This window comes from Kordiimonas sediminis, from assembly GCF_014656395.1.
Lineage (GTDB): Bacteria > Pseudomonadota > Alphaproteobacteria > Sphingomonadales > Kordiimonadaceae > Kordiimonas_A > Kordiimonas_A sediminis.
This window is the reverse complement of sequence record NZ_BNCI01000001.1, coordinates 576206-600785: the sequence shown is the minus strand read 5'-3', so window position 1 is coordinate 600785 and position 24580 is coordinate 576206. Positions and strand designations below refer to the sequence as shown.

Here is a 24580-nt window from a genome sequence, read left to right as displayed (position 1 = left end):
TGAGGGGCCCGCACGGGGAGATAGGGAGATATTTTTATGAAATCAGTATTTACTGTAAGTACTGCGCTTGCGACGACGCTTGCCTGTATGGTTGCTGCGCCCACGGTGTCAGCACAGGACGCGGCGGCTGACGTGTCAATTGAGGAAATTACCATTACCTCGCAAAAACGGGCACAGTCTTTGATTGACGTTCCGATTGCCGTTAGCGCCTATACGGGTGAGTCCTTGGAAAAGGCAAGTATCCGCGATATTCGTGATCTGCAATTTGCTGTGCCAGCAATGACGACAACGCAGGCTGCTGCATCGTTCCAGACTGTTGTGTCAATCCGGTCGATTGGTACGTCTGGATTTAATCCGGGGCTGGAGCCATCTGTCGGTATTTATGTGGACGGTGTTTACCGGTCACGAACCGGCTCAGCAATTGGTGACTTTCTGTCGCTGGAGCGGGTAGAGGTGCTGCGCGGCCCGCAGAGTACACTGTTTGGTAAAAATACATCTGCCGGTGTGATCAGCTTTCACACCAAAAAGCCGGAAAAAGAGTTTGGTGGTCGCGTAGAGGCAACGGTCGGAAATTATGATCAGGTGATCCTGAAAGGCACTGTGACTGGCCCAATTTCAGATCAGGTTGGTTTCCGCCTTTCTGGTAACGTCAACAAACGGGACGGCTTTATTGAAGATACGGTATCTGGTGATACATATAATAACCGGGACCGCTGGGCGCTTCGGGGGCAACTGCTATTTGAACCAAGTGATCAGACCGAAGTGCGGATCATTGCCGATGCGTCGAAAATTGATGAACGTTGCTGTTCTGCACCGTTTATAGGTTTGGGGCCAACCGCCGCGGTTAGTGGTGCCCTCGGCGCCGTCTTCCCGGAAGTGGATAAGTTCAGCCGAAAGGTTGCGACCAACGCCAACATGCTGAACAAAATGGAAGATAAAGGTATCTCGCTTGAGGCAAACCACGACTTTGGTTCGATGGCGTTGACCTATATTGGCTCGTTCCGTGATTTTTCTTCTGATGCAAACTTTGATGCTGATTTCACCAATCTTGATTTGATCAAGCGGAATGGCGAACATACAGAAATTGATATCATGACCCACGAAATCCGCCTTACTTCTACTGGGGCAAATAAGGTGGACTGGCTTGTTGGTGCGTTCCTGTCTAATCAGGATCTGGAAGCAACGGATGAAGTGCCGTACGGTACAGATTCGCGTGCCTATTTCGCAGGACTTGCGGGGTCAGATGCCTTTGTTCCGGGTACAGATAACCTAACAGGGATGGAATTGGCCTTTGGCTTGCCTGTGGGCACCTTCTTCGCGGATAACACAGGTCTGCTGGAGGAAAACTTTAAAACGGACAGTGAAAGCTATGCCTTCTTTGGTCAGGTAGATGTTCACGTTACAGACAAGCTGACATTCACCGCTGGTCTTCGTTATACAAATGAGGATAAGTCCGCAGCCGGTACGTTCAATATTGTTGATCCGTTCTCTGCGCTTAGCTTCCCGGATATTTATATTGCACAGGCGCTGGAGCCGACTACTCAGGCACTTATTGGCATGGGACTGCCCGCTGATGTGGCGGCTGCACAGGCGCTGGCTATTGTGACAGCACAAAGTACAGATCCGGCACAAAACCCGCTTCTTGGGTTCCAGGCGCTGCAGTTCTTCGTACCGCGGGATAATTTCGATAAATCACGGAATGAAGACAAGTTCTCGGGCAATGCCATTCTTGCATATGACTGGAATGATAACCTGAATACCTACATCAGTTATTCCAAAGGGTATAAGGCCGGTGGTTTTGACACCAGCCGGGAGACATCCCGCAGAAATGACCCAACCTTTGAGCCGGAGAATGTGGAAAGCTGGGAAATTGGCCTTAAAGCCCGTCTGTGGGACGGCAAGGCACGGATCAACCTGGCACTGTATGATCAGGATGTGACAGATTTCCAGTCTAACTTGTTCACAGGGCTGGGTTTTGAGCTGAAAAATGCCGGGTCACTTAATCTGACCGGGGTTGAAGTTGACGCCATGATCCTGCCGACAGAAAATCTGTCCCTGACATTCGCAGCTGCCTATAACGATTCGGTTTACACGTCTTATCCGAATGCAGCCTGCCCGATTTTGACAGGACAGACTTCTTGTGACCTGACAGGGTTTGCCAAGGATGATGCGCCGAAGTTTACCTTCTCGTCTTCTGTGAATTATGAATACCCAATCTCGGAAAAATGGACAGGCTTTGTCCGCGGTGAGATTTATCATAAGAGCAGCCGCAACATCACAGGGGACTGGGATCCGATGGGCGACCGTCCGTCCTATACCCAGTTAAACGCCAGCATTGGCTTGCTTGGCATGGATGATAATCCGTGGGAAGTGTATATCTGGGTGAAAAACCTGACCAAGGAAAGAGATTATCAGGTGGTGTTTGATTCCATCGCTGCTGCAGGCAGTTTCAATGCGTACCCGAATGATCCGCGGACATTTGGTCTAACTGCACGGTACGACTTCTAAGTCCTAACATTTCGGTTCAGAATACCGAATAGATATATGAGAGGGGTGGCATTGCTGCCCCTTTTTTCTTGTTTGGCGGGTTGATTCTGCCTTTGCTTTTTATGTCTAATTTGTTACAGCCGTGCTACATATTGATGACAAGCGATTCCCTATATCGCCAATAAATGAGGCTGGCCAATGTCGATGAATAAAATTGACAAGGACTTAAGACGCGTTGAAGGGTTTCAGCAGGGCGTCAGACGAGAGAATAAACCGCTTGTAAAGCTGGGTATTGCCGTCGTTTTTCTGATTTTTGTATTTATCTATGCTGCGATTGAACAGAATGCACACAGTGCGGGTATGTTTGTGGTCGCAGCCGCTGTAATCGGCGGCTACATGGCGATGAATATTGGGGCAAATGATGTTGCCAACAATATTGGGCCTGCGGTGGGGTCGCGGGCACTAACGATGGTTGGGGCACTGATCATTGCAGCCTTCTTCGAAGCGGCGGGCGCCATTTTGGCGGGCGGTGATGTAGTTTCCACCATCCGTAAGGGCATCGTAGACCCTAATTCCATGGCCGATCAGATGACCTTTATCTGGGCGATGATGGCGGCACTGTTGGCTGCGGCACTATGGCTTAACCTTGCTACCTGGATTGGCGCACCTGTGTCGACAACCCATTCGGTTGTCGGCGGTGTAATGGGCGCAGGGATTGCGGCTGCAGGTTTCTCCAGTGTTGACTGGGCGGTGATGAGCAAAATTGCCGCCAGTTGGGTAATCTCCCCGCTGATGGGTGCAATAATTGCGGCCCTGTTTCTAGCCTTCATCAAAAAGATGATCCTGTTTAAGGATGACAAAATCGTAGCGGCCCGTGTGTGGGTGCCGGTTCTTGTGGGGATTATGGGGGCAGCCTTTTCCTTTTATCTGGGTATCAAGGGGCTTAGCAAAATCTGGAAGCCGGATACTGCGACGCTTGCGACTGTTAGTATTGGCATGTTTGTTCTGGCGTGGGGCTTCACAAAGTTTCGTGTGGACCGCATTGCGGACAGGTTGGAAAACCGTAGATCGTCCGTGGCAACGCTCTTTACGGTACCGCTGATTTTCTCAGCGGCGCTACTTTCTTTTGCACACGGCGCCAATGATGTTGCGAATGCTGTTGGCCCGCTTGCAGCGATTGTAAGTGCGGCAGCTGAACTTGGACAAGGCGCACATACGGCCACCAATGGTAAGGTGGCACTGCCGCTCTGGGTGATGATGATCGGTGCGATGGGTATTTCTGTTGGTCTTGTTCTGTTTGGACCAAAGCTGATCCGCACGGTTGGTGAACAGATCACCAAGCTTAATCGTGTTCGGGCTTTTTGTGTGGCGCTTAGTGCGTCGATCACCGTTATTGCTGCCAGCTGGGCTGGCTTGCCTGTATCCAGTACACATATCGCCGTAGGCGGTGTGTTCGGCGTTGGTTTTTTGCGGGAATATCTGGCGAACCGTAAAGGCAAGAAAAAGCTAACGAAGGAAGAAAAACTCCAGCAGCAGCGTCGCCGCCTTGTGCGCCGTAAGCATCTGATGGGTATTGCCGCGGCATGGGTGATTACTGTGCCAGCGTCTGCGATGCTGTCCGGTCTTCTGTATGCGATATTTATCAATCTATAAGACGGCTTCTTAGCTAGCTGACTGATAAGAAAAAGGCATCTGGACTGAAATCCAGATGCCTTTTGTATTGATAGACAGAATACGCTGCAGAGCAGTACTGTGCCGCTGTTAGTGTGCTTCGTCCCAGTTGGCGCCAAAGCCGCAGTCAACAACCAATGGTACAGACAAGTCCAGCACAGGCTTACACGCCGCTTCCATTGTTTCCCTGATGACGGTCTCTGCTTTGTCGCGCAACGTTTCTGGTAGTTCAAAGACCAGTTCATCATGGACCTGCAACAGCATTTTAACCTCTTCAAGACCCGCTTCTTTCAGGGCTTTTGGCATGCGGATCATCGCACGTCTGAGGATATCGGCTGCGGTTCCCTGAATGGGGGCGTTAATGGCAGCCCTTTCGCCAAATTGGCGTCGCATTGGGTTCTTTTCTGTCAGTGCCTTGATATGGCACTTCCGACCGAAAAGTGTTTCGACATACCCGTGTTTTTTGGCAAAATCGATGGTCGTGTCCATATAGGCGCGAATGCCGGGGAATTTCTCGAAATATGCATTGATATATGTTTGGGCGTCACCGCGGCTGATCCCCAGTTGGCGTGCAAGGCCAAAGGCAGAGATACCGTAAATGATACCAAAATTGATTGCCTTAGCCTGGCGGCGGACCATTGGATCCATATCGTCTATGGGCACACCAAATACTTCGCTCGCGGTCATGGCGTGAATGTCGATGCCGTCTGAAAAGGCCGTTTTCAGGGCATCAATATCTGCCATGTGCGCCAGTACACGCAGTTCAATCTGGCTATAATCTGCGGCCAGAAGAATATTGCCCGCCTCTGGGATAAAGGCTTGTCGGATTTTGCGGCCAGCAGATGTCCGGATCGGAATGTTCTGCAGATTAGGGTCATTGGATGATAATCTGCCAGTTGTCGTTGCCGCCATATGATAGCTTGTGTGCACCCGGCCAGTTGTTGGGTTTACCTGTGCGACCAGGGCATCGGTGTAGGTGCTTTTCAGCTTTGCAAACTGGCGATACTCGAGCACTTTGGCTGGCAGGGTGTGTCCTTCTGCCGCCAGCGCCTCCAGCACTTCAGCATTTGTAGTGTAGGCACCGGTCTTAGCAGACCTCTTGCCGCCAGACAGCCCCATTTCATCAAACAGGATTTCCCCAAGCTGTTTGGGAGATGCGATATTAAACTCCCGACCTGCCAGTTCGTGGATTTCTGTCTCAAGTGATGCCATGCCGGTGGCAAATTCGTTTGAAAGGCGGCGCAGGGTATCGGTGTCGACTTTGACCCCTTCCTGTTCCATCGCCGATAAAACTGACGATAACGGCCGTTCCAGCGTTTCATAAACAGTGGTCGCCCCCTCTGCCGCAAGACGTGGTTTCAAAATACGCCATAGCCGGCCGGTAATATCCGCATCCTCGGCAGCGTAGGTCGTTGCTTTGTCCAGTGGCACTTTATCAAAGGTAATCTGGTTTTTGCCGGTGCCGGCAATTTCCTTGAACGGGATGGGGGTAATATCCAGATGGATACCCGCCAGTTCATCCATACCGTGCCCGTGTTTGCCCGCGTCCAGCGCATAGGAGATCAGCATTGTATCATCAAAGGGGGATACATTGATGCCGCACCGTGCAAGGATGGTGCGGTCATATTTCATATTTTGGGCAATTTTCAGTATGGACCGATCTTCAAGCACGGGCTTCAGTGTCTGAATAACATGGTCTTTTGAAAGTTGCTCCGGTGCTTCTGCCAGCAGGTCATCACTTTCCCCGACGTGGCCAACCGGTATGTAGCAGGCTTTACCCGGTTCAATGGACAGGGAAATACCAACAAGGTCTGCCAACATTGGGTCAAGGGAGGTTGTTTCCGTGTCAATGGTAACCTGCCCGGCCTTTTTAATATGTTCCACCCATGTGGCCAAGACGTCTTTGGTTGTGACACACTGATATTCTATCTCTTTAGGTGTGACGAGCACATCTGTGACCGGGTCGCTGCCCTCGAGAGTATCCCCGTAGTGATTAAGAACCTTTGCCCTTAGGGACCGGAACTGTTGTTTATCAATGAACGACAATAGTTTTTCGGCCTGCGGGTTTCTGACGGCGAACGCGTCCAGGCCTGTTTCAACTGGTGCGTCAACTGCCAGTGTTACCAGTTGTTTGCTAACTCTTGCCTGTTCTGCAAAGTCGATCAGATTTTGTCGTCTTTTTGGCTGTTTGATCTCTTCTGCTTTATCGAGAAGAGTTTCCAGGTTCCCATACTCATTGATAAGCTGTGCGGCGGTCTTGACGCCGATCCCAGGAACCCCCGGGACATTATCTGCGCTGTCGCCTGCAAGGGCCTGCACATCAATTACACGGTCAGGCCCGACGCCAAATTTATCGGCAACGCCGTCAATACCAATGCGTGTGCTTTTCATGCTGTCAAACATGGAAATATTATCGTCGATCAACTGCATCAGGTCTTTATCAGAGCTGACAATCGTAACGCGCCATCCTTTGTCCCGTGCTTGCGTGGCATAGGTGGCGATCAGGTCGTCCGCCTCATAACCCTGCATTTCAATGGCTTCCACGCCAAAGGCTTCTACCGCTTCGCGAATGATTGGGAATTGCGGGATCAGGTCTTCTGGTGCGGGGGGACGATGGGCCTTATATTCGGGATAGATATCATTCCTGAATGTGGTACGGCCTGCATCAAAGATCACAGCCAAATGGCTTGGTCTGTCGTTGTCGCCAAGGTCCTGCAGCAGTTTAAACAGCATATTGGAGAAACCATACACCGCCCCTACTGGTGTACCGTCCCCCCGGCTTATGGGGGGAAGGGCATGATAGGCGCGAAAAATATAGCCAGACCCGTCAATCAGATACAAATGTGGTCGTTTAGCCGGATCAGGCATAGAATTCCTCCAAAATATTCAGGGATTATTTTTTGTCTGCGTCAGATCCTTCAAGGATGAATAGGCGGTCGCAGTAAGGGCATTCAACTTTGCCGTCTTCCCCAAGGTTCAAATAGATGCGTGGGTGGCCCAGTGCACCTTCATCACCGTCACAGGAGACACGTTTTTCTTTTACACGAATAGTTTCAGGAGCCTCTAATGTCATCAGTCAGCCTCATTAAGTGGATGTTTTCTGCTTTATAGCCCCGACATCGTGCAGGGACAAGCTGTCTTGCATGCTATAATCACCAGAAATTGATAGATCAAAAGAATTGACCCTTATCAATCGGTCTGAACATCGTTATATATAGCCCACGAAAAGGGTGTGATCCCTGCCAGGTTGAAGAGGAAAATCGTGTGACCGACAATGCAATCGAAATCCGTAATCTGACCAAAGTCTATAAAGGCAGCGGTAATTCTCCTGAAAAAGTCGCGCTGAAGGGGATTGATCTTACGATTCCAAAGGGGTCTATGTTTGGTCTTTTGGGGCCAAACGGGGCAGGAAAATCCACCACCATTAATATTCTTGCAGGGCTGGTGAATAAAACATCCGGCACCGCAAAAATCTGGGGCCATGACATTACGGACCATCCTCGGAATGCCCGTGTGAATATCGGAATTGTTCCGCAGGAACTGATGTTTGATGCCTTTTTTACACCGCGGGAAATGCTCGAGGTGCAAGCGGGCATGTACGGTGTCCCCAAGTCAGAGCGCCGGACAGATGAACTGCTGAAGGCTGTGCATCTTTTCGACAAGGCAGATGCCTATTCCCGGTCCCTGTCTGGCGGCATGAAAAGGCGCCTTTTGATTGCGAAAGCCATGGTGCATACGCCGCCAATTCTGGTATTGGATGAGCCAACGGCCGGTGTTGATATTGAGCTGCGGACCCAGCTTTGGGAATATGTACGCGAGCTGCACGCACGGGGTACGACGATTGTCCTGACCACACACTATCTCGAAGAAGCAGAAGAACTGTGCGATACGATCGCTATCATTAACCACGGCGAAGTTGTTTGCTGCGAACCAACCGAACAGCTTCTGTCCCGGATTGATGAAAAAGAGATAATTATTGTGGTAGGGTCAAGTGTGGGTACCCTGCCGCCAGAATTGTCCGCCTTTAATGCGGAAATTCGGGGCGACAACAAATTATCCGTCCAGATTAGTAAGGAATCAGCGTCTGTCGGACAGGTCCTGGCCGCTGTACAAGCTGCCGGGCTGGATATCACTGATATTTCTACCAACGAAACCGACCTGGAAGATATCTTCCTGCAACTGACCAAGTCACCAGAGGTAGCTGCATGAGACGAACCTACGATGTGGTCATAGTCGGATCAGGTGCTGCCGGGTTGACGGCGGCACTTCGGCTGGCGCCGCATGTCCGGGTGGCTGTTATCTCCAAGGGTGATATGGATGCCGGGTCAACCAACTGGGCCCAGGGCGGCATTGCAGCGGTTCTTGAAGCGACAGACAGCGTACAGTCTCATATTGATGATACACTTGTGGCCGGTGCGGGGCTGTGCAGTGAAGAGGCGGTGCGTTTCGTTGTCGAACACGGTCGGGAGGCTATCGAATCCTTGATCGACATGGGTGTCGGGTTTGACAGGAACACGCACGAAGACGGGTACGGGTATCATTTGACCCGAGAAGGCGGACACAGCCATCGCCGAATTATTCACGCCGCAGATGCCACCGGTCGTGCCGTTCAGAAAACACTGTCTGAACGCGTCGCGGAAGAGGCAAATATCGATATTTATACCCATCATGTTGCCATTGATGTCATTACCAACCGGCATCTTGGTACCAAGTCAGGCAAGAATGACATGGCGCACGGTGTCTATGTTCTGGATACAAAAACAGGCCGTGTGATGACGTTTTCCGCGCGGGCGACGATTCTGGCGTCCGGTGGTGCCAGCAGGGTGTATCTTTACAGCTCTAACCCGGATGCAAGCACAGGGGATGGTATTGCCATGGCCTGGCGGGCAGGGTGCCGGGTTGCCAATATGGAATTTAATCAGTTTCATCCGACGTGTCTGTATCATCCAGAGGCGAAAACATTCCTGATTACCGAGGCCATGCGCGGTGAAGGCGCTGTGCTGCGCCGGGGGGATGGTAGCCGTTTCATGCCGGATTATGACAAACGTGAAGAACTGGCGCCCAGAGATGTGGTGGCGCGGGCAATTGATTCGGAAATGAAGCGATCAGGTGAAGAGTGTGTCTGGCTGGATATAACCCACAAAGATGCTGACTTTATTGTAACCCATTTCCCAACGATTTATCGGCACTGCTTACAGTTTGGCATTGATATTACGTCGGACAGAATCCCGGTGGTTCCTGCGGCGCACTATACCTGTGGCGGCGTTAAGGTGGACGAAGCCGGGCGAACCGATCTTGACTTTCTGTATGCGATTGGGGAATGCGCCCATACGGGGCTTCACGGTGCAAACAGGATGGCGTCCAATAGCCTGCTTGAGTGTCTTGTATACGGCGCCAGTGCGGCTGACGATATATTGGCGCGTTACTGCGAGATGCCGGCCCAGTCTCTACCCAGAAACTGGGATGAAAGTCAGGTTACAGATTCGGACGAAGAAGTTGTCGTTAGCCATAACTGGAAAGAATTACGCCGGTTTATGTGGGACTATGTCGGTATTGTGCGAACAGACAAACGGCTTGAGCGTGCAAAACGCCGGGTTGATCTATTGTCGTCAGAAATTATGGAATATTACGGCAATTTCCGCGTAACAGCCAATTTGTTGGAGCTGCGTAATCTGGTGACAGTTGCGGACCTTATTGTTCGGTCGGCTTTGATGCGCAAAGAATCGCGTGGACTTCATTATACGTCGGATTATCCAGACCTTGCGGATGACCCTGCCGATACAGTTTTGGTGCCCTTTGGCAGGGCGGTTGCGGACCGCGTTGCATAAGTGATTATATTTGAGGGCAAAGAAAAACCCCGGCCTGTTTCCAGACCGGGGTTTTTGATTTAGCAGTTCTGCTGTGGTCTTAGTCGAGAGACCAGTTCAGTGGCAGAACGAAAGTCAGCTCAGTCTGGCCTTCTGGCAGTGCTGGCAGTGGGTTCAGACGCTCCATCAGCTTAGGGATTTCGCGGTCCAGAACAGTCTCGCCAGTAGCTTCTACTACTTCGTGTGCAGTGATAGCGCCGTCAGCACCTACAGAGATACGAACTTTTGCTTTACCTTCGATTTCACGAGAAACGGCAGAGCGTGGGTATTTCTGGTTTTCCTGAACCTTCTTAATAACGGCTTTCTGCCAGGAACCCATGTCACCTGCAGCAGTAACTGCACCAGTGAAAGAAATTGCAACAGTAAGAGCGATAAGCGCGCTGATCTTTTTAAACATTCTAGTAACCTTTCCGAGTGTTAAAGCAAATTCGCCGGGCTGTTTCTTGTTTTGCCCTTGGCGTCTGACAATAGGTATATGCGTGGCTCGTTAAACTTGAGTAAGCGAAAAGAAACAATTTTATTTGAATTGAAATACAAGGCTTAACTTGTTGAAAAACAACAAAATAAAAATAAAAAAATTTTCAAGAAAAGTTTTTCGGTGGAATTTTTGAACGCTGTATTTTGCTTGAAATTAACATCTTTGCTGCGAATCTTAACTGATATGGTCCTCATTTCAGGGTGTGATTCCTCGGGTGCCCGAATCAAGTAATACGATAGTTGGTCATATGACGGCACAGTCGTGGTCGGCGCTGTGGAGAGAAATAAAAAACCCCGGTCATGGCCGGGGTTCATTTTAGCAATGATGGTTAGTCTCGCTGATTAATCAAGCGACCAGTTCAGCGGCAGAACAAAGGTGAGTTCTGTTTGGCCTTCGGGCAGGGCCGGTAGCGGGTTCAGCCGTTCCATCAGTTTCGGGATTTCCCGGTCAAGTACGGTTTCGCCAGTCGCTTCTGCTATTTCGTACGTAGTGATCGCACCGTCAGCTGCTACAGAGATACGGACTTTTGCTTTGCCTTCAATCTCGCGGGATACAGCAGAGCGTGGGTATTTTTGGTTTTTCTGCACCATCTTAACAACGGCTTGTTGCCAGGATTTCATATCTCCGGCGGCAGAGACTGCACTGCCCATCAAGAGTGCAGCGGCAAAGACTAGTAGTGTTCCGAGTTTCTTAAACATGATCTTGATCTCCTTTTGCATGAGCCGGCTGATCCTTGTGCAAGTCAGACGGCAAGTAAGATTAAGAAATTCCACTTCCAGAGTTATAATGCACGTCAATCTGTTAAGGTGCGGTAAGCCATTAGATTCAATTTTAAACAATATTCACAGTGGCTTGATTCTATGCAGAAATTCCGTTCGAAAAGAATCGTTACAGCGTCAAAGTTGCCCTGATTATCAGGCAAACTACCCTGCTCGGGGTGATAGAATCTCTTTAATTGTCGTGCCGTAAATTTGGGGGATGTCAGAGTTAATGTCAGAGACTCAGTAGCAATTTGACCGACGGGTATTTTCTTTTTTGTTTTGGTATATTAAGACATGCATAGGGAGAAAACAGGGAGAATAGTATGACGCTGCCAGGGTATGTGCCGCAGGTAAGTGATTTTGTTAAACAGTATGCGGGTGTGACACCTGATAAGGTAGCTCAGATTGATTTGGCCAGTGGCCGACGTGAAACATACGGACAGATGCACGAACGTGTCGCCGGGATCGCCGGCCATCTCAGAGCACTGGGTGTCGCAGAAGGAGACCGTGTTGGTTTCCTGTCGCTGAATACTACAGATATTCCAGACATCATTTTGGCTACCTGGCGCATTGGCGGAATCAGTTTGGCGTTGAATTTTCGTCTTACAGCGACAGAGCTTGCTTATATCTTAAACGATGCAGAACCGGACGTTGTATTTATCGGGGAAGAATTTGCTGCCTTGATACCGGAATTGCAGACGGTAACATCCGTTCGCCACTGGATCAGGTTTGACGGATTGGGAGGCGCGGAATCGGAACTGGAAAAAGCGATCACATCCGCTGATCCTATTTACGACCGTGTTCCGCAAACAATGAATGATCAATGCTTGCTGATGTATTCATCCGGGACAACAGGTCACCCCAAGGGGGTTATCATTACGTACGGGATGATCTTTTATTCGGCCTATCACGGGGTTGCGCCTTTCAAGAACAGCACTGACACCGTCAGTCTGGCTGTCATGCCACTGTTTCATATTGGTGGTTTGAATGTGACATCGCTGCCGATTCTGATTTTGGGCGGTACATCGGTGGTGATGCGGGCTTTTGATCCGGGCCTGGCGCTGGATGTTATCAATGACCCGGATATTGGGGTTACACACATGCTGGCTGTTCCCGCCATGTATACGGCAATGAAGGCCCATCCAAAAAATGCAGACACCGATTTTTCCCGTCTGATCTCCGCAGCGGCAGGCGGTGAAAGCGTCCCGGTACCGCTGGTTAAATGGTGGTATGATCGCGGGGTAACAATTCTGGATGGATACGGCATGACAGAATCGGCCGCATCCAACTGTATTGCATCGCACAGTGATGTGCCTGACAGGGTTGGATCGTCGGGTAAGGCTTTGATGTTTACAGAAATGCGGATTGTGCGAGCTGACGGCACAGATGCAGAGCCGAATGAGCCAGGAGAAATCTGGATGCGGGGGCCTGTGATCACACCAGGGTATTGGCGTAATGAAGAGGCGAATGCCGCAGCATTCAGCGACGGGTGGTTCAAGTCCGGGGACATCGCCCGCCGTGATGCGGAGGGATATTTCTATATCGAAGACCGAACCAAGGATATGTATATCTCTGGCGGGGAAAATGTTTATCCGGCAGAGGTGGAAAGCACCCTATACGGGCTTGATAGTGTTGCAGAAGTCGCTGTTATCGGTGTGGGTGATGACCAGTGGGGCGAGGTTGGCTGCGCTGTCATTGTGCCGGCAGATGGCTGCACGGTCACCCTTGATGACCTGCAAGCTTACTCAGAGGGCAAGCTTGCTCGTTACAAACACCCAAAACACTGTGTTATAATGGACGAGTTACCGCGCAATGCCACAGGTAAAGTACAGAAATTCAAACTAAGAGACATGGTACCGGAACTTCTAGGCCTTTCAGAGTGACGGTCGCCCCGGTGTAGGATCATTCAAAGTCTTCTGTATCAATTTCGGGCCGCGTGCTGACGGGGTATCTGTGGCCTGATACTGATTGCTGGTTGATCAGGGCATCTGCGGCCTTCAACAGATCGTCTGTAATTGGCTTTCCGCCTGTTTGCCAATTTTCCTGCAAATGTGCAATCGACCCTGTGCCGGGGATGACATGCAGGGTGTCATCGGCGGCGAGAAGCCATGCCAGAGCAAGTTGCGCCGGTGTCATGTCATGATCTTTGGCAAGGGCGGCAAATTCGGCCAGCAATTTTTTATTGGCGGGCCAATGGTCCTCGGAAAATCGCGGCTGTGTTTTCCGCATGTCAGGATCAGGCAGGGCGGCGGGGTTGGATACAGCCCCGGCCAAGGCGCCGCGCCCAAGGGGGGAGAAAGCTACAAAAGCCGTACCAAGCTCTTTGCAGGCATCAAGAACGGCGATTTCCGGATTGCGCGTCCATAGGGAATATTCAGACTGCATGGCAGCAATGGGGTGCTCTTTCGCCGCTTTTCTTAGCGTTTCCGCTGACATTTCCGATAAGCCAATGCCGCCGATTTTACCAGCTGCAATCAGGTCGCCGAGCGTGCCGACACTTTCTTCAATGGGCACATCAAAATCCCTTCGGTGCAAATAATATAGATCAATATGATCAACACCAAGGGTTCGGAGGCTGGTATCTACGGCGCGTTTGATCGTATCGGGCCTGCAGTCGATGCGCCGCGGTCCGCCTTCCATGTTGAAACCGCATTTGGATGCCAGAAAAACGTCATCCCTGCGATCACGCAGGACGTTGGCGACTAGTTCCTCATTCTTGCCCATGCCGTAGAGACGCGCAGTATCAAAATGCCGGTACCCCATATCAAGCGCAGCATGGAGTAATTTCAGGCCTTCTGCGGGGTCAGGTACGGGAAAATAGCCGTGGCTAAGGCACATACAGCCCAGCCCTACCGGTGGGACCAGTTGGTTTCCAAGTCTGCGCTCTGCTTGCATTTGGGGCATCCTTTACTATGAAAGCTATTCCTAGACGCTGCCATCATGCATATTCGCGTGGGTGTTGAAACCACTTTATTGCCACCGGTTTGCCTGAAGGTGATATCCGCAAGAAATCGTAGGCGCACCTGCCTATGGGTTTGGTTAAGGCCCTCAGGTCTGCGCGCCTGGTCCGGTATGCGCTACTGAACGGAAGAGGCGTTCATCTCCTGTGCTCTCAGTTCCTTATAAAGGAGAACACCGGCGTTTGCGAGTTCATCGGTCAAGGTTACTTCATCGCTGATATCCTTAATATTGCTGTTGATCTCGGTCACGGCTTGTTGGGCCAGTTGCATGTTACGGTTGATCTCGCTTGTGGTACTGCTTTGCTCTTCCACGGCGGATGAAATGGATGTGATGTTATGTTCCAGTTCTTCGATGGATTGGTTAATGCGTGCAAGATTACCAACAACATCTTCGCTGACGGTTTGCATTTTCCGTATTTCGATACCGATATCTTCGGTTGCGGCGGCAACCTGTGTGGACAGGTTTTTAACTTCGCTTGCGACAACGGCAAACCCTTTGCCCGCCTCACCTGCCCGCGCTGATTCAATCGTGGCATTCAGCGCCAGCAGATTAATCTGGGCAGCAATATCTGAAATTACCTTGGTGACACTACTCATAGACTGGGCTGAGCTTTGCAGCTGTGCAGAAGAGCGGTCAACATACCTTGCTTCTTCCTTCGCAGTACGAGCCATGTCCCGCGACATGGCCATATTGCGGGAAATTTCGGAGTTGGACGTTTCGAACTGCTGTGTTGCCGCAGCAACAGACTGAACAGTCATCAATGATTGTTCGGTTGCAGTGGTTACAGAGGTGCATTTGTTTGTTACGTCTGACACAGTTGTCAGGATTTTTTGCAGGCTCGTGTCGACCTTGCCACCAACCTGCTCCCGTATTCTGCGGCGCTGGATGACATCGGTTATGTCGGTTGCAAATTTGACAATTTTCACTACCTTGCCGTCGGTGTCTAGAACCGGATTATAGGATGCTTGAATCCAGACTTCGTCGCCATTTTTACTAATGCGCTTAAACTCACCAGTGAAGGCTTTGCCGCTGGCAAGACTCGTCCAAAATTCTTGATACTCTTTGGAGGCAATCTGGGAGGCATCCAGGAAAATTTTGTGATGCTTTCCCTGAATTTCCGGTAGAGAATACCCAAGGGCAGACAGGAAGTTTGCATTGGCGTCAAGGATGATACCGTCTGGCGAGAATGCAATCACCGCCGTGGTTTTACGCAGAGCTTCAAGCTGGGCGGTTGTGTCAATATTACGATTAACTTCATTTGTGACATCTGTTGCAAGTTTAACCACTCGGATCACATTGCCCGCATGGTCCATTATCGGATTATAGGTAGCCTGTATCCAGAAAGAATCGCCATCTTTATTAAAGCGGCGGAAAGTGTCAGAAAAGAATGTACCCTGCCGTAAGGTTTGCCAGAAGGTTTCATATTCTGTGCTCATGGCATATTCATTCGCCACAAACAGACGGTGATGACGCCCTTTCAGCTCCTCTAACGTGTACCCAACCAGCTTCAAAAAATTGTTGTTAGCGTTGAGGATGGTGCCATCAGGTGCAAACTCAATTACGCCCTGAGAACGGTCAATCGCTTGCAGAATTCCATCGTTGCGAAATTTCTGCGCCATCTCGGCTGAAATATCGGACGCCACTTTTACAACACTGACTATCTTGCCGTTTTTATCAGAGACGGGGCTGTAAGTAGCTTGTATCCAGACTTGTTCACCGGATTTACTGAATCGGCAAAATTGGCCAGTTTTCTGTATGCCACCAGCCAGCTCCTGCCAGAAAGCTTTATAGGAACTGCTTGTTCTTTCCTGCTCACTTAAAAAGATACGGTGATGTTTGCCGACAATGTCTTCCAGTTTGTAGCCAAGGATATCCAGAAAATTTTGATTGGCATTCAGTATTTCGCCCGTAATGGAGAACTCTATCATGGCTAAAGACGTGTCCAGAGCCTTGATGAACTGGGTTTCACTGTTGGTTTTACTGGGGGTAAATATTTGGAACATGAATAAGCTACTCTTCACTCTGGTGTAAATGTCTTATCGCTTTACAGACATTACTCGACCACGGTTTAGCGTATCCCAATCATGCGGTGCTTTTTAGGGTGCAAAAATAAATAAACCGTAAATATTGAATAAAACTTCCCGTCTATGCAGAAATAGGAGGAATATTGTTCTTTTTTAAAGAGGGGGTGTGGTGTGGGGAAACTGGCTGGCCCCGTGCTCGATACTAATTTATCCGGGACCAGCGATCTTCTTGAAAAGCGCCTAACAGGTGGTCAGCTTTTCAGAATCTATGTGCATTAATCCGCAATTACTGTGCCGTATAGCCACCGTCGACGACAAATTCAGCGCCTGTGGTAAAGCTTGATTCGTCAGACGCAAGGAACAGAACCATTTGGGCGATTTCTTCCGGTTTGCCGATACGGCCAATTGGATGCAGGGAGGCAAAGGCAGCTTCTGCTTCTTCCGGGCTCATACCAGTTGCTTTGGACGCCATGTCTATGCCGGACACTGTTTTAATCAAGCCAGGATGTACACTGTTGACGCGGATATTATAGTTATTGTTACCGCAGTGAACCGCCACACTTTTGGTGAAAAGTTTCACGCCGGCCTTGGCCGCCGAATAGGCAACCAGGTTGGGAGATCCAACAAGACCACCAACGGAAGACATGTTGATGATCGACCCACCACCTGTCTCCTTCATGGACTTAACGGCGAGCTGGGTGCCGATGAAAGTGCTGTCCATGTTGAAAGAGATGATTTTGCGCCAGTCTTCCAGACTAAGGGTTTCAATGTCATTGTAGGTACCGCCACCTGCATTGTTGACGAGCACATCAAGCCGGCCATATTTTTCAAGCACGGTCTGAAAGACGTTTTTCCACACATCTTCTGAGGTTACGTCGTGCGATAGGAACAAAGCCTCTCCGCCCGATTTGCATATTTCGTCTGCAAGTGCGCTGCCTTTGGCGTCATCAATGTCTGTAATGATGACTTTTGCGCCTTCCTTAGCCAGCAGTCTAACCGATGCTTCGCCTAGACCGTTGGCGCCGCCTGTTACCAAGCATACTTTATCTGAAACCCTTCCCATTGTGTCTTCCTTTTTAAGCTTGGGCATATAGTGCCCGTTTGTCTTCACCTATATTTCCGGTTGCGGGGGTTAGTATTATGCCCCCAAAAAGTTTTTGATGATGGCATGTTCTTCCGGGCTGTCCATGAAGCTGATATGACCACCGGTGCGGTCGTGAACCGTGCATTTAGGGCCTGAAGACTGCATGCGCGCGGTGTCTTCATCACTTACAATCGACGGCTGCCCTTTGATAAGCAGGGTCGGTATTTGAATGTTTTCAAAATGATCCCACAGGTCAAAGTCCTGTTTATGATGGCTAAACTGTTCTGCAAGTGCGGGGTCATGGTGGAATGTAACGCCGCCATCATCGGTACGTCGTGCCCATGCCTGTGCCAGCTGACGCCATTTGGCGTCGCTCAGGTTCAGGCCACGTTTTTGCAAGCTGCCGCGCAGGCGATCTTCAAATGCCAGATATGATTCAAATCGGGGTGTTTTGGCAACGCCTTTGGCAACCGCGCCCTGTACCCAGTCATCAAGGGTGGGGCCGACATCATTTAGGATAAGTTTACGGACATTAAGCCCGCTCCTGTGATCTGCCAGCATCATGCCAAGGCCGCCGCCTTTGGATACGCCAATCCAGTGACAGGATGACACAGACAGCTGTGACAGCAGGCTTTTAGCCATCTCCGCATAAAATTGCAGGCCCGTGTCGTTGGTTTTGTCCTGCACCCAGGATGACAGGCCGCATCCGATCGAATCAGGGCAGATAACATGGTAGGTGTCTGATAGTGCTTTAGCCAGTTCCAGGTGGTCCATGCAGGTTCCTGTTACTCCATGCCAAATAACCACGGTTTCATTTTCCCGGTCGCCACCTTCCAGAAAATGCATGTTTCTGCCGGCACAATTCAGGTACCACGATGTGAGGGCAGTCATAGGTTTTCCTCTCAATTCAAATAGAACGTTAGTTCCAAAAATAATTGACCCGACCTTAAATCACACAAATTGATCCAGCAAGAAAATTTTCTAACAAAAGTATATACTACTATAAATAAAGAATAAATTACTAGAACGATTGATCCAAAAAATGTTTGACATTAAAAATTATAGCGTTTAATGAAAATAGAACGATCGATCGATAATGTCGAACGTTCGTTAAGTTTGTTGCTCTAATCTGTGAAGTGGTTTTATGGTGATTTCGTGTAGAAGCTGTTCAGAGACAGTCGAACTGGAGAGAGAGACTATGACCAAGAAAAAATATCGCAGGGAAGAGCTGTTGGAGATTGCAATCGATCTGTTTGCACAGAATGGATATGTGGGCACCTCGATCCGCGATATCGCCAAGGCGATCGATCGGAGTGTGTCAAATGTGTACCATTATTTTGAGAATAAGGAGGAGCTGTGGCTCGCCATTCTTGAATATTCTGTGCAGGGGCTTCCAGAGAAGCTTCGCAGTGTTGCACACGGGGAAGGAGAACCGCTTGACCGGTTCAAGGAATTGCTTCGGGTGCATTTGAATAGATCGATTATGCACCGGCGGGAGACGAAAATTTTCTTCATTGATGAAGAGCGGCTCTCCCCAAAGGGTAAGTTGATCAACAAACAAATCCAGAAAGAAATTCTGGATATTTATGTCGAGCAACTCCGCATCCTCCAATCCCACAAACTATTGAGAACGAAGAATCTGAAGATACTGGCGTTCAATATTCTGGCGACGATCAACTGGTTTTTGCGTTGGTACGACCCTGAAGGGGACATGAGTAAAGAGGAAGTTTTTGACGAGATAATCGGTTTTGTTCTTCACGGTATGTGTTCCGAGTAATACGTGCGTAAGGGGCCGGTTGTCGATTTTGGCAAGGCGAGTAGGAAGTGCTAATGGGATATACATTAGATATTGATACAGGGGGTACGTTTACAGACGGTTTTGTGGTGCATGATGGCGATGCACGGTTGGTAAAAGTACCAACCACCCCACATGATCTAACCATCTGTTTTCAGGAAACGATTGCCGCAGCTGCGGAAGTGTTTGGAGTAAGTGTTGAGGATTTTCTGAGCGAGGCTGATATCATTCGCTTTTCCAATACAATTGGAACCAACACAATTATTCAGCGTGATGGATCTAAGATCGGTTTGCTGTTGTCTAAGGGGATGAAATCCCTTGCGCCGACTGGTGGCGATGACGGTAAGGCACCGCTTGTTGACCCTGAAATGGTGATGGAAATTGCTGAAACAACGGATGAAGCAGGCAAGGCCACAAAGGCGCCGGATGCCACAGAAGTTCTGAAAGCGGTTCAGGAACTGGTTGACCGGGGTGCGCGCGGAATTGTTGTGTCCTTTGAGAACTCGCATCTGAATGCAGAAAATGAGCAGGCCGTTCGCCGAATCATCAAGGCAGAATATCCGCGGGATTATCTGGGGTCTGTGTCCTCTTTCCTGAGTTCAGACATAACTGCGCGTGCAGGTAGTCGTGAACGGTTGAACAGCGCCGTTTTAAATGCCTATATCCATGCGAAACTTGCACGCCTTCTTTATAAAGCTGGTGAAGACCTTCGTCAGAAGGGGTACCGTAAAACCCTGTTTATCGGGCACAATAATGCCTCGGTTGCACGGGTTGCCAAAACGCGGGCGATCAATACCTATAACTCTGGCCCTGCGGCCGGTCTGCTGGGTGCCCGCGAAATTGGTGCGCTCTATGGATACGACAATCTGATCTCTACCGATATGGGGGGAACCTCTTATGATATTGGGTATGTGAAGGATGGTCTTGCCAGTTACGCGCTGCAGCCAGATGTGGAAGGATTTCCGTGTAATCTGCCGATGATGGCAATCCGGGCGCTTGGAACCGGCGGCGGATCAATTGCCCGTGTTGAGGGTGGTGCCGTCAAGGTTGGACCGCAGTCTTCAGGTGCCTTGCCGGGGCCAGCTTGTTTTAACCTTGGTGGTAGCAAGCCAACTGTTACAGATGCCAATCTGGTTTTGGGTGTACTTGATCCTGACTTCTTCCTGGGCGGTACGATGAAGCTTTATGCGGATAAGGCTCGCGAAGTGATTGAACGGGACATTGCAGGTCCGCTTGGAATTACGGTTGAAGAAGCCGCACAGAAAATCCTTGATACCGTCAATAGGGAAATGGGCCGGGCTGTTGCGGATGTTGCAACGAATTTCGATGCAGATGCTGCACCTGTGGTGATTGCGTACGGCGGCGCCGGTGGTCTTCATGCATGTGGTATTGCGGCAGAAGCCGGGACACCAAAAGTCATTATGACACCTTTCTCGTCCGTATCCTCTGCCTATTCATCCTCTTTGATGGATGTGGGGCACGTTTATTATGCCCGCGCTGGTGTTGCGCTGGACGAGAAGATTGATGCGGATCTGCTTGATAAGCTTGTCTCCAAAAGCTGGCAGGAAGCTGTCCGTGATATGCGCGGCGAGGGTTTCGGCGAAGACGCTTTAACTGGCGAACTGCAACTGTTTGTAAAATCGAAGGGCGGGGACAAGGAGGTTCTTATTCCGGCACCTCTTGGGTTCTACAAGGATAACGCTGCCCTTGATGTCGTTTTGAAACTGGCGCAGGAAACGCTGGCAGCAGAAGGGGAAAACCCTGATGCAGCCCTGTCTCTGGAAACGCTGGCCGTAAGGGTATCTGCGGAAATCAGCCATTATGTAACGTCGGAAATGCCAGTCACAGCTGACGATCCTGCGCAGGCCGTCAAGGCACATCGTCCACTGTATATTGCATCCAAATCATCCTTTGCGGATGTGCCGGTTTATGACCGTGACAAACTTGGATGCGGGGCAGCCATATCTGGCCCGGCGATCGTGGAAAGTGACAAGACATCCATCCTGGTACCTGAAGGGTGGAAGATGACTCTAGATACATTCAATAATGCCGTGTTGGAAGGGGAGTAAAGATGACCAAACTTAGAATTACGGAATATCTTGATATCGACCTGTCCAAAGAAGTCTGGTGTTGTAATCGTTGTGATCAGGAATTGAATAGCGCGCGGAAAAACTACAAGGAAGCGTGCCTGGTAACAGAGCGTAACATGGCAGACGTGCATCCACCGATGGTGGAGGGCGAGGCATACAGTTTCATGCCAGATCCAGATTATTGTCGCTTGATTGAATTTTACTGCCCGAATTGTGGGACAATGCTTGAAAATGAGTATTTGCCCCCAGGGCACCCGGTTACGCACGAAATCGAACTGGATATTGATGCGCTGAAAAAGCGGCATGCGGATAGTGCGGGTTTAGAAAAATGACCCGCGCAGCATTTGACCGGTTTTTGAACGGGCAGGCAGGCGCGGAAGTGCCACTTGTGCCAATGTTCGAAGACCTTGCCTCCCGCGTTGGATCGCTTGGGGCAGAAGACATGATTGCTGATGCCGGGGCGTGGAGCTCAAATCTGGCCAAGACGGGTAAGCTCTTATCGGCCGATGCGTTGGTTCTGGGGTTTGGCGCAGGTGCTGCCTCTTATCGTGATGCTGTCAAGGGTGGCGCTTCCGCGCTGGAGACAGCTGGTGTCACAACTGCACTGGACGCTTTTGACCGTTTGGTCAAAACAGAGCAGTCCTTCACCGGATGTATTGCCAGCATTACAGGGCCCATGACCCTTGGGGCAGAGGTTCCAGACGCTGCAGATCTGAAGCATTCCCTTGTAGAAATTGCAGAGGCATTCTGTAAAACCAGACCAGACCTTTTGCTGTTCAGAGAGGGCAATGCCCTTGGTGGACAAGATGTCAGCATGGCAGAGCGTAAGGCCTATAACACCATCAAAAACATGGCGTCTTATTATAGTGTGCCGCTTGGAATCTATCTGGAAGACTATGTTCCTTCTATGATTCCGTCGCTGGCTAAGCTGAAGGTGCCTTACATTTTCTTGGGGGCGGACAAGGCAGGTAATCTGCCGGATTTAAGTTTGCTGCGTGATTTGGCTGCAGAGGTAGACGGCATTGGTGTGCCGATTAATTTTACTGATGCGCAGGCAGCAAGACAGCAGGCTCAGGACGCCTGCAATACACTCAAAGGGGCGAATATTCTTTTCACGCATTCGGGCGAACTGGGCCGCGAGATTGATCTCGAGGCAACGCTTGAGCTGATTAAAGATTTGAGAGAAATGGGAAGCTGATTATGACCAATCCAGAAGGCAAACACACTATTGGTATTGATGTTGGTGGTACATTTACCGACTTTTTCTGCAGCACGGGTGACGATCAATCCCAAACCTGCAAAACGCCGACAACACATTATGATCTGTCCGTTGGCTTTATGAAGGGTATGTCCCTTTTGGCACGGCAGAATAAACAAAGCGTTGAAGACTTTTTGTCCAATGTTTCGCATGTGCGCTACTCGACGACGGTTGGTACAAATGCGCTTATCGAACGCAGCGGACCGAAATTGGGTCTGATTACAACTGCCGGGTTCGAGGATACGATCTTTGTTGGACGTGCAAGAAGCTGGGCTGATGGCCTTGGCTGGCAGGAAGGCCGTGATCAGGCGCGGATTCAGAAACCGGAACCTTTGATCAGCCCAGATATGGTTGTCGGTGTGCGTCAGCGTATGGATTATTCCGGTAAGGTAATTGGCCCCCTTAAAAGGGAAGATGTTCTTGAGAAGGTTCAGGAACTGGTGGACAAGGGCGCGCAGGGCTTTGTTGTCTCGCTCCTCTGGTCTTTTATCAATCCGGACCACGAACGTATGATCAAAGAGATCATTGAAGAGGAATATCCAGAGGATTATCTGGGGTCGATGCCAGTTATTCTGTCGTCGGATATTTCCCCGAAGTCTGGTGAATACACCCGGACCATGACGACAATTGTGAATGCTTATATTCACGGTGTGATGGCGGATGAGTTGACCAAGCTCGGTAACGAGCTGCGGGATGGTGGTTATAAGAAGCCATTGACGCTTGTTCACAATACGGGTGGCACTAAAAAGGCATCCAGAACACGGGCTGTGTTGACCCATAATGCCGGACCAGTCGCCGGTTTGCACGGCTCTGCGGTGCTGGGCAACCTGACGGGTGATGAAAATATCGTCTTCACTGACATGGGGGGAACCTCGTTTGATATCGGTCTGATCGAAGGCGGCGAGATCAAAGCCCACGACTTTATGCCGGTGATAGATCGCTGGCGGACAAACATTCCTGCGATTGAGGTCAAGTCTATCGGTGCTGGCGGTGGTTCTATCGCCTGGTTGAATGAACTGATGGGTAATGCGCTTGAAATCGGACCACAGTCTGCCGGGTCCATGCCAGGTCCGGTATGTTATGACCAGGGCGGGACGGAACCTACTATCAGTGATGCTGATCTGGTACTGGGTTTGTATAATCCGGAAAACTATCTGGGCGGTGAAATGCTACTGGATGTTGATCTGGCCCGTGAAGCAATCAAGACGAAAATCGCTGACCCACTGGGCATTTCTGTAGAAGAAGCTGCCTACCGTATTCGCCGTCTGGTGGATGCGCGTATGGGGCAGGAAGTGTTCAACGAAGTGGCACTGAAAGGCCACGATCCGCGGACATTTGTGGTGCTGGCGTGTGGCGGTGCAGGTGGTGCACATGCGTGTGGTTTCGGCCCCTTCATTGGTGCCAAGAAGATCATTGCACCCAGCCAGTCGTCTGTTTTTGGCGCTTACGGTGCGTCGACGATGCCGACCAAAGAGGTATGGGACAAAAGCCATGCAATGAAACTATTCCAGTGGGGTACGCAAACGTATCTTGAGGATGTCGAAGGTTTCAACGCACTGGTTCGCGATCTGAAAGATCAGGCACGACGTGACCTGATGCTTGAGGGCTATTCAGAAGACCAGATGCATTTCAAGCTTGAGCTGAATATGCGTTACGGCAGTCAGTATAATATGATCAAGGTGCGTTCAGAAAAACTGCAGCTGGACAGCAGTGCCGACGTTAAGGATATCTGCGATAAATTTACCCGTCTGTACGGCGAGATTTATTCACCGGAAGCAACCTTCCCGGCAGGTGGTATCAATGTTGAGAATTTCTCACTGACGGCATCTGTAACATCTACCTATAAAGCGCCAGCACCTCTTCCGTTAGCGGACCCAACACCGGACGCAGAGGCACAGCGCGAGGCGCGGCCTGTCTACTGGTCGCCAGAGCAGGGCTACGAGGAAACACCGGTGTATGATTATGAAAAAATCAAACCGGGTAACCAGATCATGGGGCCTGCGATCCTCGAATCTTTAGAGACGACGTATGTTGTGGAGCCAGGTTGGACGTTCACAATGGATGCGTATCGCAACTGTATTATGGAACAGGAATAGGGAGCAAA

At 50.2% G+C, this 24580-nt stretch carries 18 protein-coding genes; 10 read left to right on the top strand and 8 right to left on the bottom strand.

Annotation, left to right across the window (positions count from 1 at the left end; all coding sequences use genetic code 11):
- Positions 1-36: 36 nt before the first annotated feature.
- Together IE181_RS02665 and IE181_RS02660 are read left to right on the top strand one after the other, a co-directional pair.
- On the top strand, positions 37-2508 hold the full coding sequence (locus IE181_RS02665) for a TonB-dependent receptor (RefSeq protein WP_191250004.1): 2472 nt from the start codon (positions 37-39) through the stop codon (positions 2506-2508).
- A gap of 177 nt (positions 2509-2685) precedes the next feature.
- Positions 2686-4140, top strand: a complete 1455-nt coding sequence (locus IE181_RS02660) for an inorganic phosphate transporter (protein ID WP_191250003.1) — start codon at positions 2686-2688, stop codon at positions 4138-4140.
- 108 nt (positions 4141-4248) lie between these two features.
- Here the strand turns inward: IE181_RS02660 and polA are convergent, their stop codons facing one another.
- The gene (polA, locus tag IE181_RS02655) at positions 4249-7026 is read right to left on the bottom strand and encodes a DNA polymerase I (protein ID WP_191250002.1); all 2778 of its coding nucleotides are present in this window, start codon (positions 7024-7026) and stop codon (positions 4249-4251) included.
- 25 nt (positions 7027-7051) lie between these two features.
- On the bottom strand, positions 7052-7231 hold the full coding sequence (locus tag IE181_RS02650; RefSeq protein ID WP_191250001.1) for a zinc-finger domain-containing protein: 180 nt from the start codon (positions 7229-7231) through the stop codon (positions 7052-7054).
- 191 nt (positions 7232-7422) lie between these two features.
- On the opposite strand from IE181_RS02650, the gene IE181_RS02645 reads away from it, so the two are divergent.
- Both IE181_RS02645 and nadB read left to right on the top strand, forming a co-directional pair.
- Positions 7423-8367: an ABC transporter ATP-binding protein gene (locus IE181_RS02645; RefSeq protein ID WP_191250000.1), complete on the top strand. Its 945-nt coding sequence runs from the start codon at positions 7423-7425 to the stop codon at positions 8365-8367.
- Entirely contained in the window at positions 8364-9986 is a 1623-nt protein-coding gene (gene nadB, locus IE181_RS02640) for an L-aspartate oxidase (protein ID WP_191249999.1), read from the top strand. The genes IE181_RS02645 and nadB overlap by 4 nt, the downstream gene beginning before the upstream one ends.
- A gap of 79 nt (positions 9987-10065) precedes the next feature.
- On the opposite strand, the gene IE181_RS02635 is transcribed toward nadB, so the two are convergent.
- Positions 10066-10422, bottom strand: a complete 357-nt coding sequence (locus tag IE181_RS02635) for an energy transducer TonB (protein ID WP_191249998.1) — start codon at positions 10420-10422, stop codon at positions 10066-10068.
- Positions 10423-10844: 422 nt separating this feature from the next.
- On the bottom strand, positions 10845-11201 hold the full coding sequence (locus tag IE181_RS02630; RefSeq protein ID WP_191249997.1) for an energy transducer TonB: 357 nt from the start codon (positions 11199-11201) through the stop codon (positions 10845-10847).
- Between the two features lie 386 nt (positions 11202-11587).
- Here IE181_RS02630 and IE181_RS02625 point away from each other — a divergent pair, with 386 nt between their 5' ends.
- On the top strand, positions 11588-13147 hold the full coding sequence (locus IE181_RS02625; RefSeq protein ID WP_191249996.1) for an acyl-CoA synthetase: 1560 nt from the start codon (positions 11588-11590) through the stop codon (positions 13145-13147).
- A 19-nt stretch (positions 13148-13166) separates the two neighbouring features.
- Here the strand turns inward: IE181_RS02625 and IE181_RS02620 are convergent, their stop codons facing one another.
- The 4 genes from IE181_RS02620 to IE181_RS02605 form a co-directional block, all read right to left on the bottom strand.
- Positions 13167-14159 carry an aldo/keto reductase gene (locus IE181_RS02620; RefSeq protein WP_191249995.1) on the bottom strand — a complete coding sequence of 331 codons (993 nt, stop codon included), beginning with the start codon at positions 14157-14159 and terminating at the stop codon, positions 13167-13169.
- A gap of 182 nt (positions 14160-14341) precedes the next feature.
- The gene (locus IE181_RS02615; protein WP_191249994.1) at positions 14342-16228 is read right to left on the bottom strand and encodes a methyl-accepting chemotaxis protein; all 1887 of its coding nucleotides are present in this window, start codon (positions 16226-16228) and stop codon (positions 14342-14344) included.
- Positions 16229-16535: 307 nt separating this feature from the next.
- The gene (locus tag IE181_RS02610; protein WP_191251509.1) at positions 16536-17312 is read right to left on the bottom strand and encodes a glucose 1-dehydrogenase; all 777 of its coding nucleotides are present in this window, start codon (positions 17310-17312) and stop codon (positions 16536-16538) included.
- 75 nt (positions 17313-17387) lie between these two features.
- The gene (locus IE181_RS02605; RefSeq protein WP_191249993.1) at positions 17388-18224 is read right to left on the bottom strand and encodes an alpha/beta fold hydrolase; all 837 of its coding nucleotides are present in this window, start codon (positions 18222-18224) and stop codon (positions 17388-17390) included.
- Between the two features lie 307 nt (positions 18225-18531).
- Between IE181_RS02605 and IE181_RS02600 the strand changes: the two genes are divergently transcribed.
- Genes IE181_RS02600 through IE181_RS02580 form a run of 5 tightly spaced genes read left to right on the top strand, consistent with a single transcriptional unit; the run spans position 18532 to position 24572 of the window.
- Positions 18532-19110, top strand: a complete 579-nt coding sequence (locus tag IE181_RS02600; protein WP_191249992.1) for a TetR/AcrR family transcriptional regulator — start codon at positions 18532-18534, stop codon at positions 19108-19110.
- Between the two features lie 53 nt (positions 19111-19163).
- The gene (locus IE181_RS02595) at positions 19164-21197 is read left to right on the top strand and encodes a hydantoinase/oxoprolinase family protein (protein WP_191249991.1); all 2034 of its coding nucleotides are present in this window, start codon (positions 19164-19166) and stop codon (positions 21195-21197) included.
- Between the two features lie 2 nt (positions 21198-21199).
- Positions 21200-21550 (top strand): acetone carboxylase subunit gamma, encoded by a 351-nt coding sequence (locus tag IE181_RS02590; protein WP_191249990.1) that lies wholly within the window; start codon positions 21200-21202, stop codon positions 21548-21550.
- Positions 21547-22416 carry a hypothetical protein gene (locus IE181_RS02585; protein ID WP_191249989.1) on the top strand — a complete coding sequence of 290 codons (870 nt, stop codon included), beginning with the start codon at positions 21547-21549 and terminating at the stop codon, positions 22414-22416. The genes IE181_RS02590 and IE181_RS02585 overlap by 4 nt, the downstream gene beginning before the upstream one ends.
- Before the next feature lie 2 nt (positions 22417-22418).
- Positions 22419-24572 carry a hydantoinase/oxoprolinase family protein gene (locus IE181_RS02580; protein WP_191249988.1) on the top strand — a complete coding sequence of 718 codons (2154 nt, stop codon included), beginning with the start codon at positions 22419-22421 and terminating at the stop codon, positions 24570-24572.
- Positions 24573-24580: the final 8 nt, after the last annotated feature.

What these genes read in the sequence shown, in the direction of transcription:
- IE181_RS02600 (WP_191249992.1), top strand. Translation starts at nt 18,532, where the DNA reads ATGACCAAGAAAAAATATCGCAGGGAAGAGCTGTTGGAGATTGCAATC.
- IE181_RS02625 (WP_191249996.1), top strand. Translation starts at nt 11,588, where the DNA reads ATGACGCTGCCAGGGTATGTGCCGCAGGTAAGTGATTTTGTTAAACAG.
- IE181_RS02665 (WP_191250004.1), top strand. Translation starts at nt 37, where the DNA reads ATGAAATCAGTATTTACTGTAAGTACTGCGCTTGCGACGACGCTTGCC.
- IE181_RS02585 (WP_191249989.1), top strand. Translation starts at nt 21,547, where the DNA reads ATGACCCGCGCAGCATTTGACCGGTTTTTGAACGGGCAGGCAGGCGCG.
- IE181_RS02650 (WP_191250001.1), bottom strand. Translation starts at nt 7,231, where the DNA reads ATGACATTAGAGGCTCCTGAAACTATTCGTGTAAAAGAAAAACGTGTC.
- IE181_RS02590 (WP_191249990.1), top strand. Translation starts at nt 21,200, where the DNA reads ATGACCAAACTTAGAATTACGGAATATCTTGATATCGACCTGTCCAAA.
- IE181_RS02595 (WP_191249991.1), top strand. Translation starts at nt 19,164, where the DNA reads ATGGGATATACATTAGATATTGATACAGGGGGTACGTTTACAGACGGT.
- IE181_RS02610 (WP_191251509.1), bottom strand. Translation starts at nt 17,312, where the DNA reads ATGGGAAGGGTTTCAGATAAAGTATGCTTGGTAACAGGCGGCGCCAAC.
- polA (WP_191250002.1), bottom strand. Translation starts at nt 7,026, where the DNA reads ATGCCTGATCCGGCTAAACGACCACATTTGTATCTGATTGACGGGTCT.
- IE181_RS02580 (WP_191249988.1), top strand. Translation starts at nt 22,419, where the DNA reads ATGACCAATCCAGAAGGCAAACACACTATTGGTATTGATGTTGGTGGT.
- IE181_RS02630 (WP_191249997.1), bottom strand. Translation starts at nt 11,201, where the DNA reads ATGTTTAAGAAACTCGGAACACTACTAGTCTTTGCCGCTGCACTCTTG.
- IE181_RS02660 (WP_191250003.1), top strand. Translation starts at nt 2,686, where the DNA reads ATGTCGATGAATAAAATTGACAAGGACTTAAGACGCGTTGAAGGGTTT.
- nadB (WP_191249999.1), top strand. Translation starts at nt 8,364, where the DNA reads ATGAGACGAACCTACGATGTGGTCATAGTCGGATCAGGTGCTGCCGGG.
- IE181_RS02620 (WP_191249995.1), bottom strand. Translation starts at nt 14,159, where the DNA reads ATGCAAGCAGAGCGCAGACTTGGAAACCAACTGGTCCCACCGGTAGGG.
- IE181_RS02605 (WP_191249993.1), bottom strand. Translation starts at nt 18,224, where the DNA reads ATGACTGCCCTCACATCGTGGTACCTGAATTGTGCCGGCAGAAACATG.
- IE181_RS02635 (WP_191249998.1), bottom strand. Translation starts at nt 10,422, where the DNA reads ATGTTTAAAAAGATCAGCGCGCTTATCGCTCTTACTGTTGCAATTTCT.
- IE181_RS02615 (WP_191249994.1), bottom strand. Translation starts at nt 16,228, where the DNA reads ATGTTCCAAATATTTACCCCCAGTAAAACCAACAGTGAAACCCAGTTC.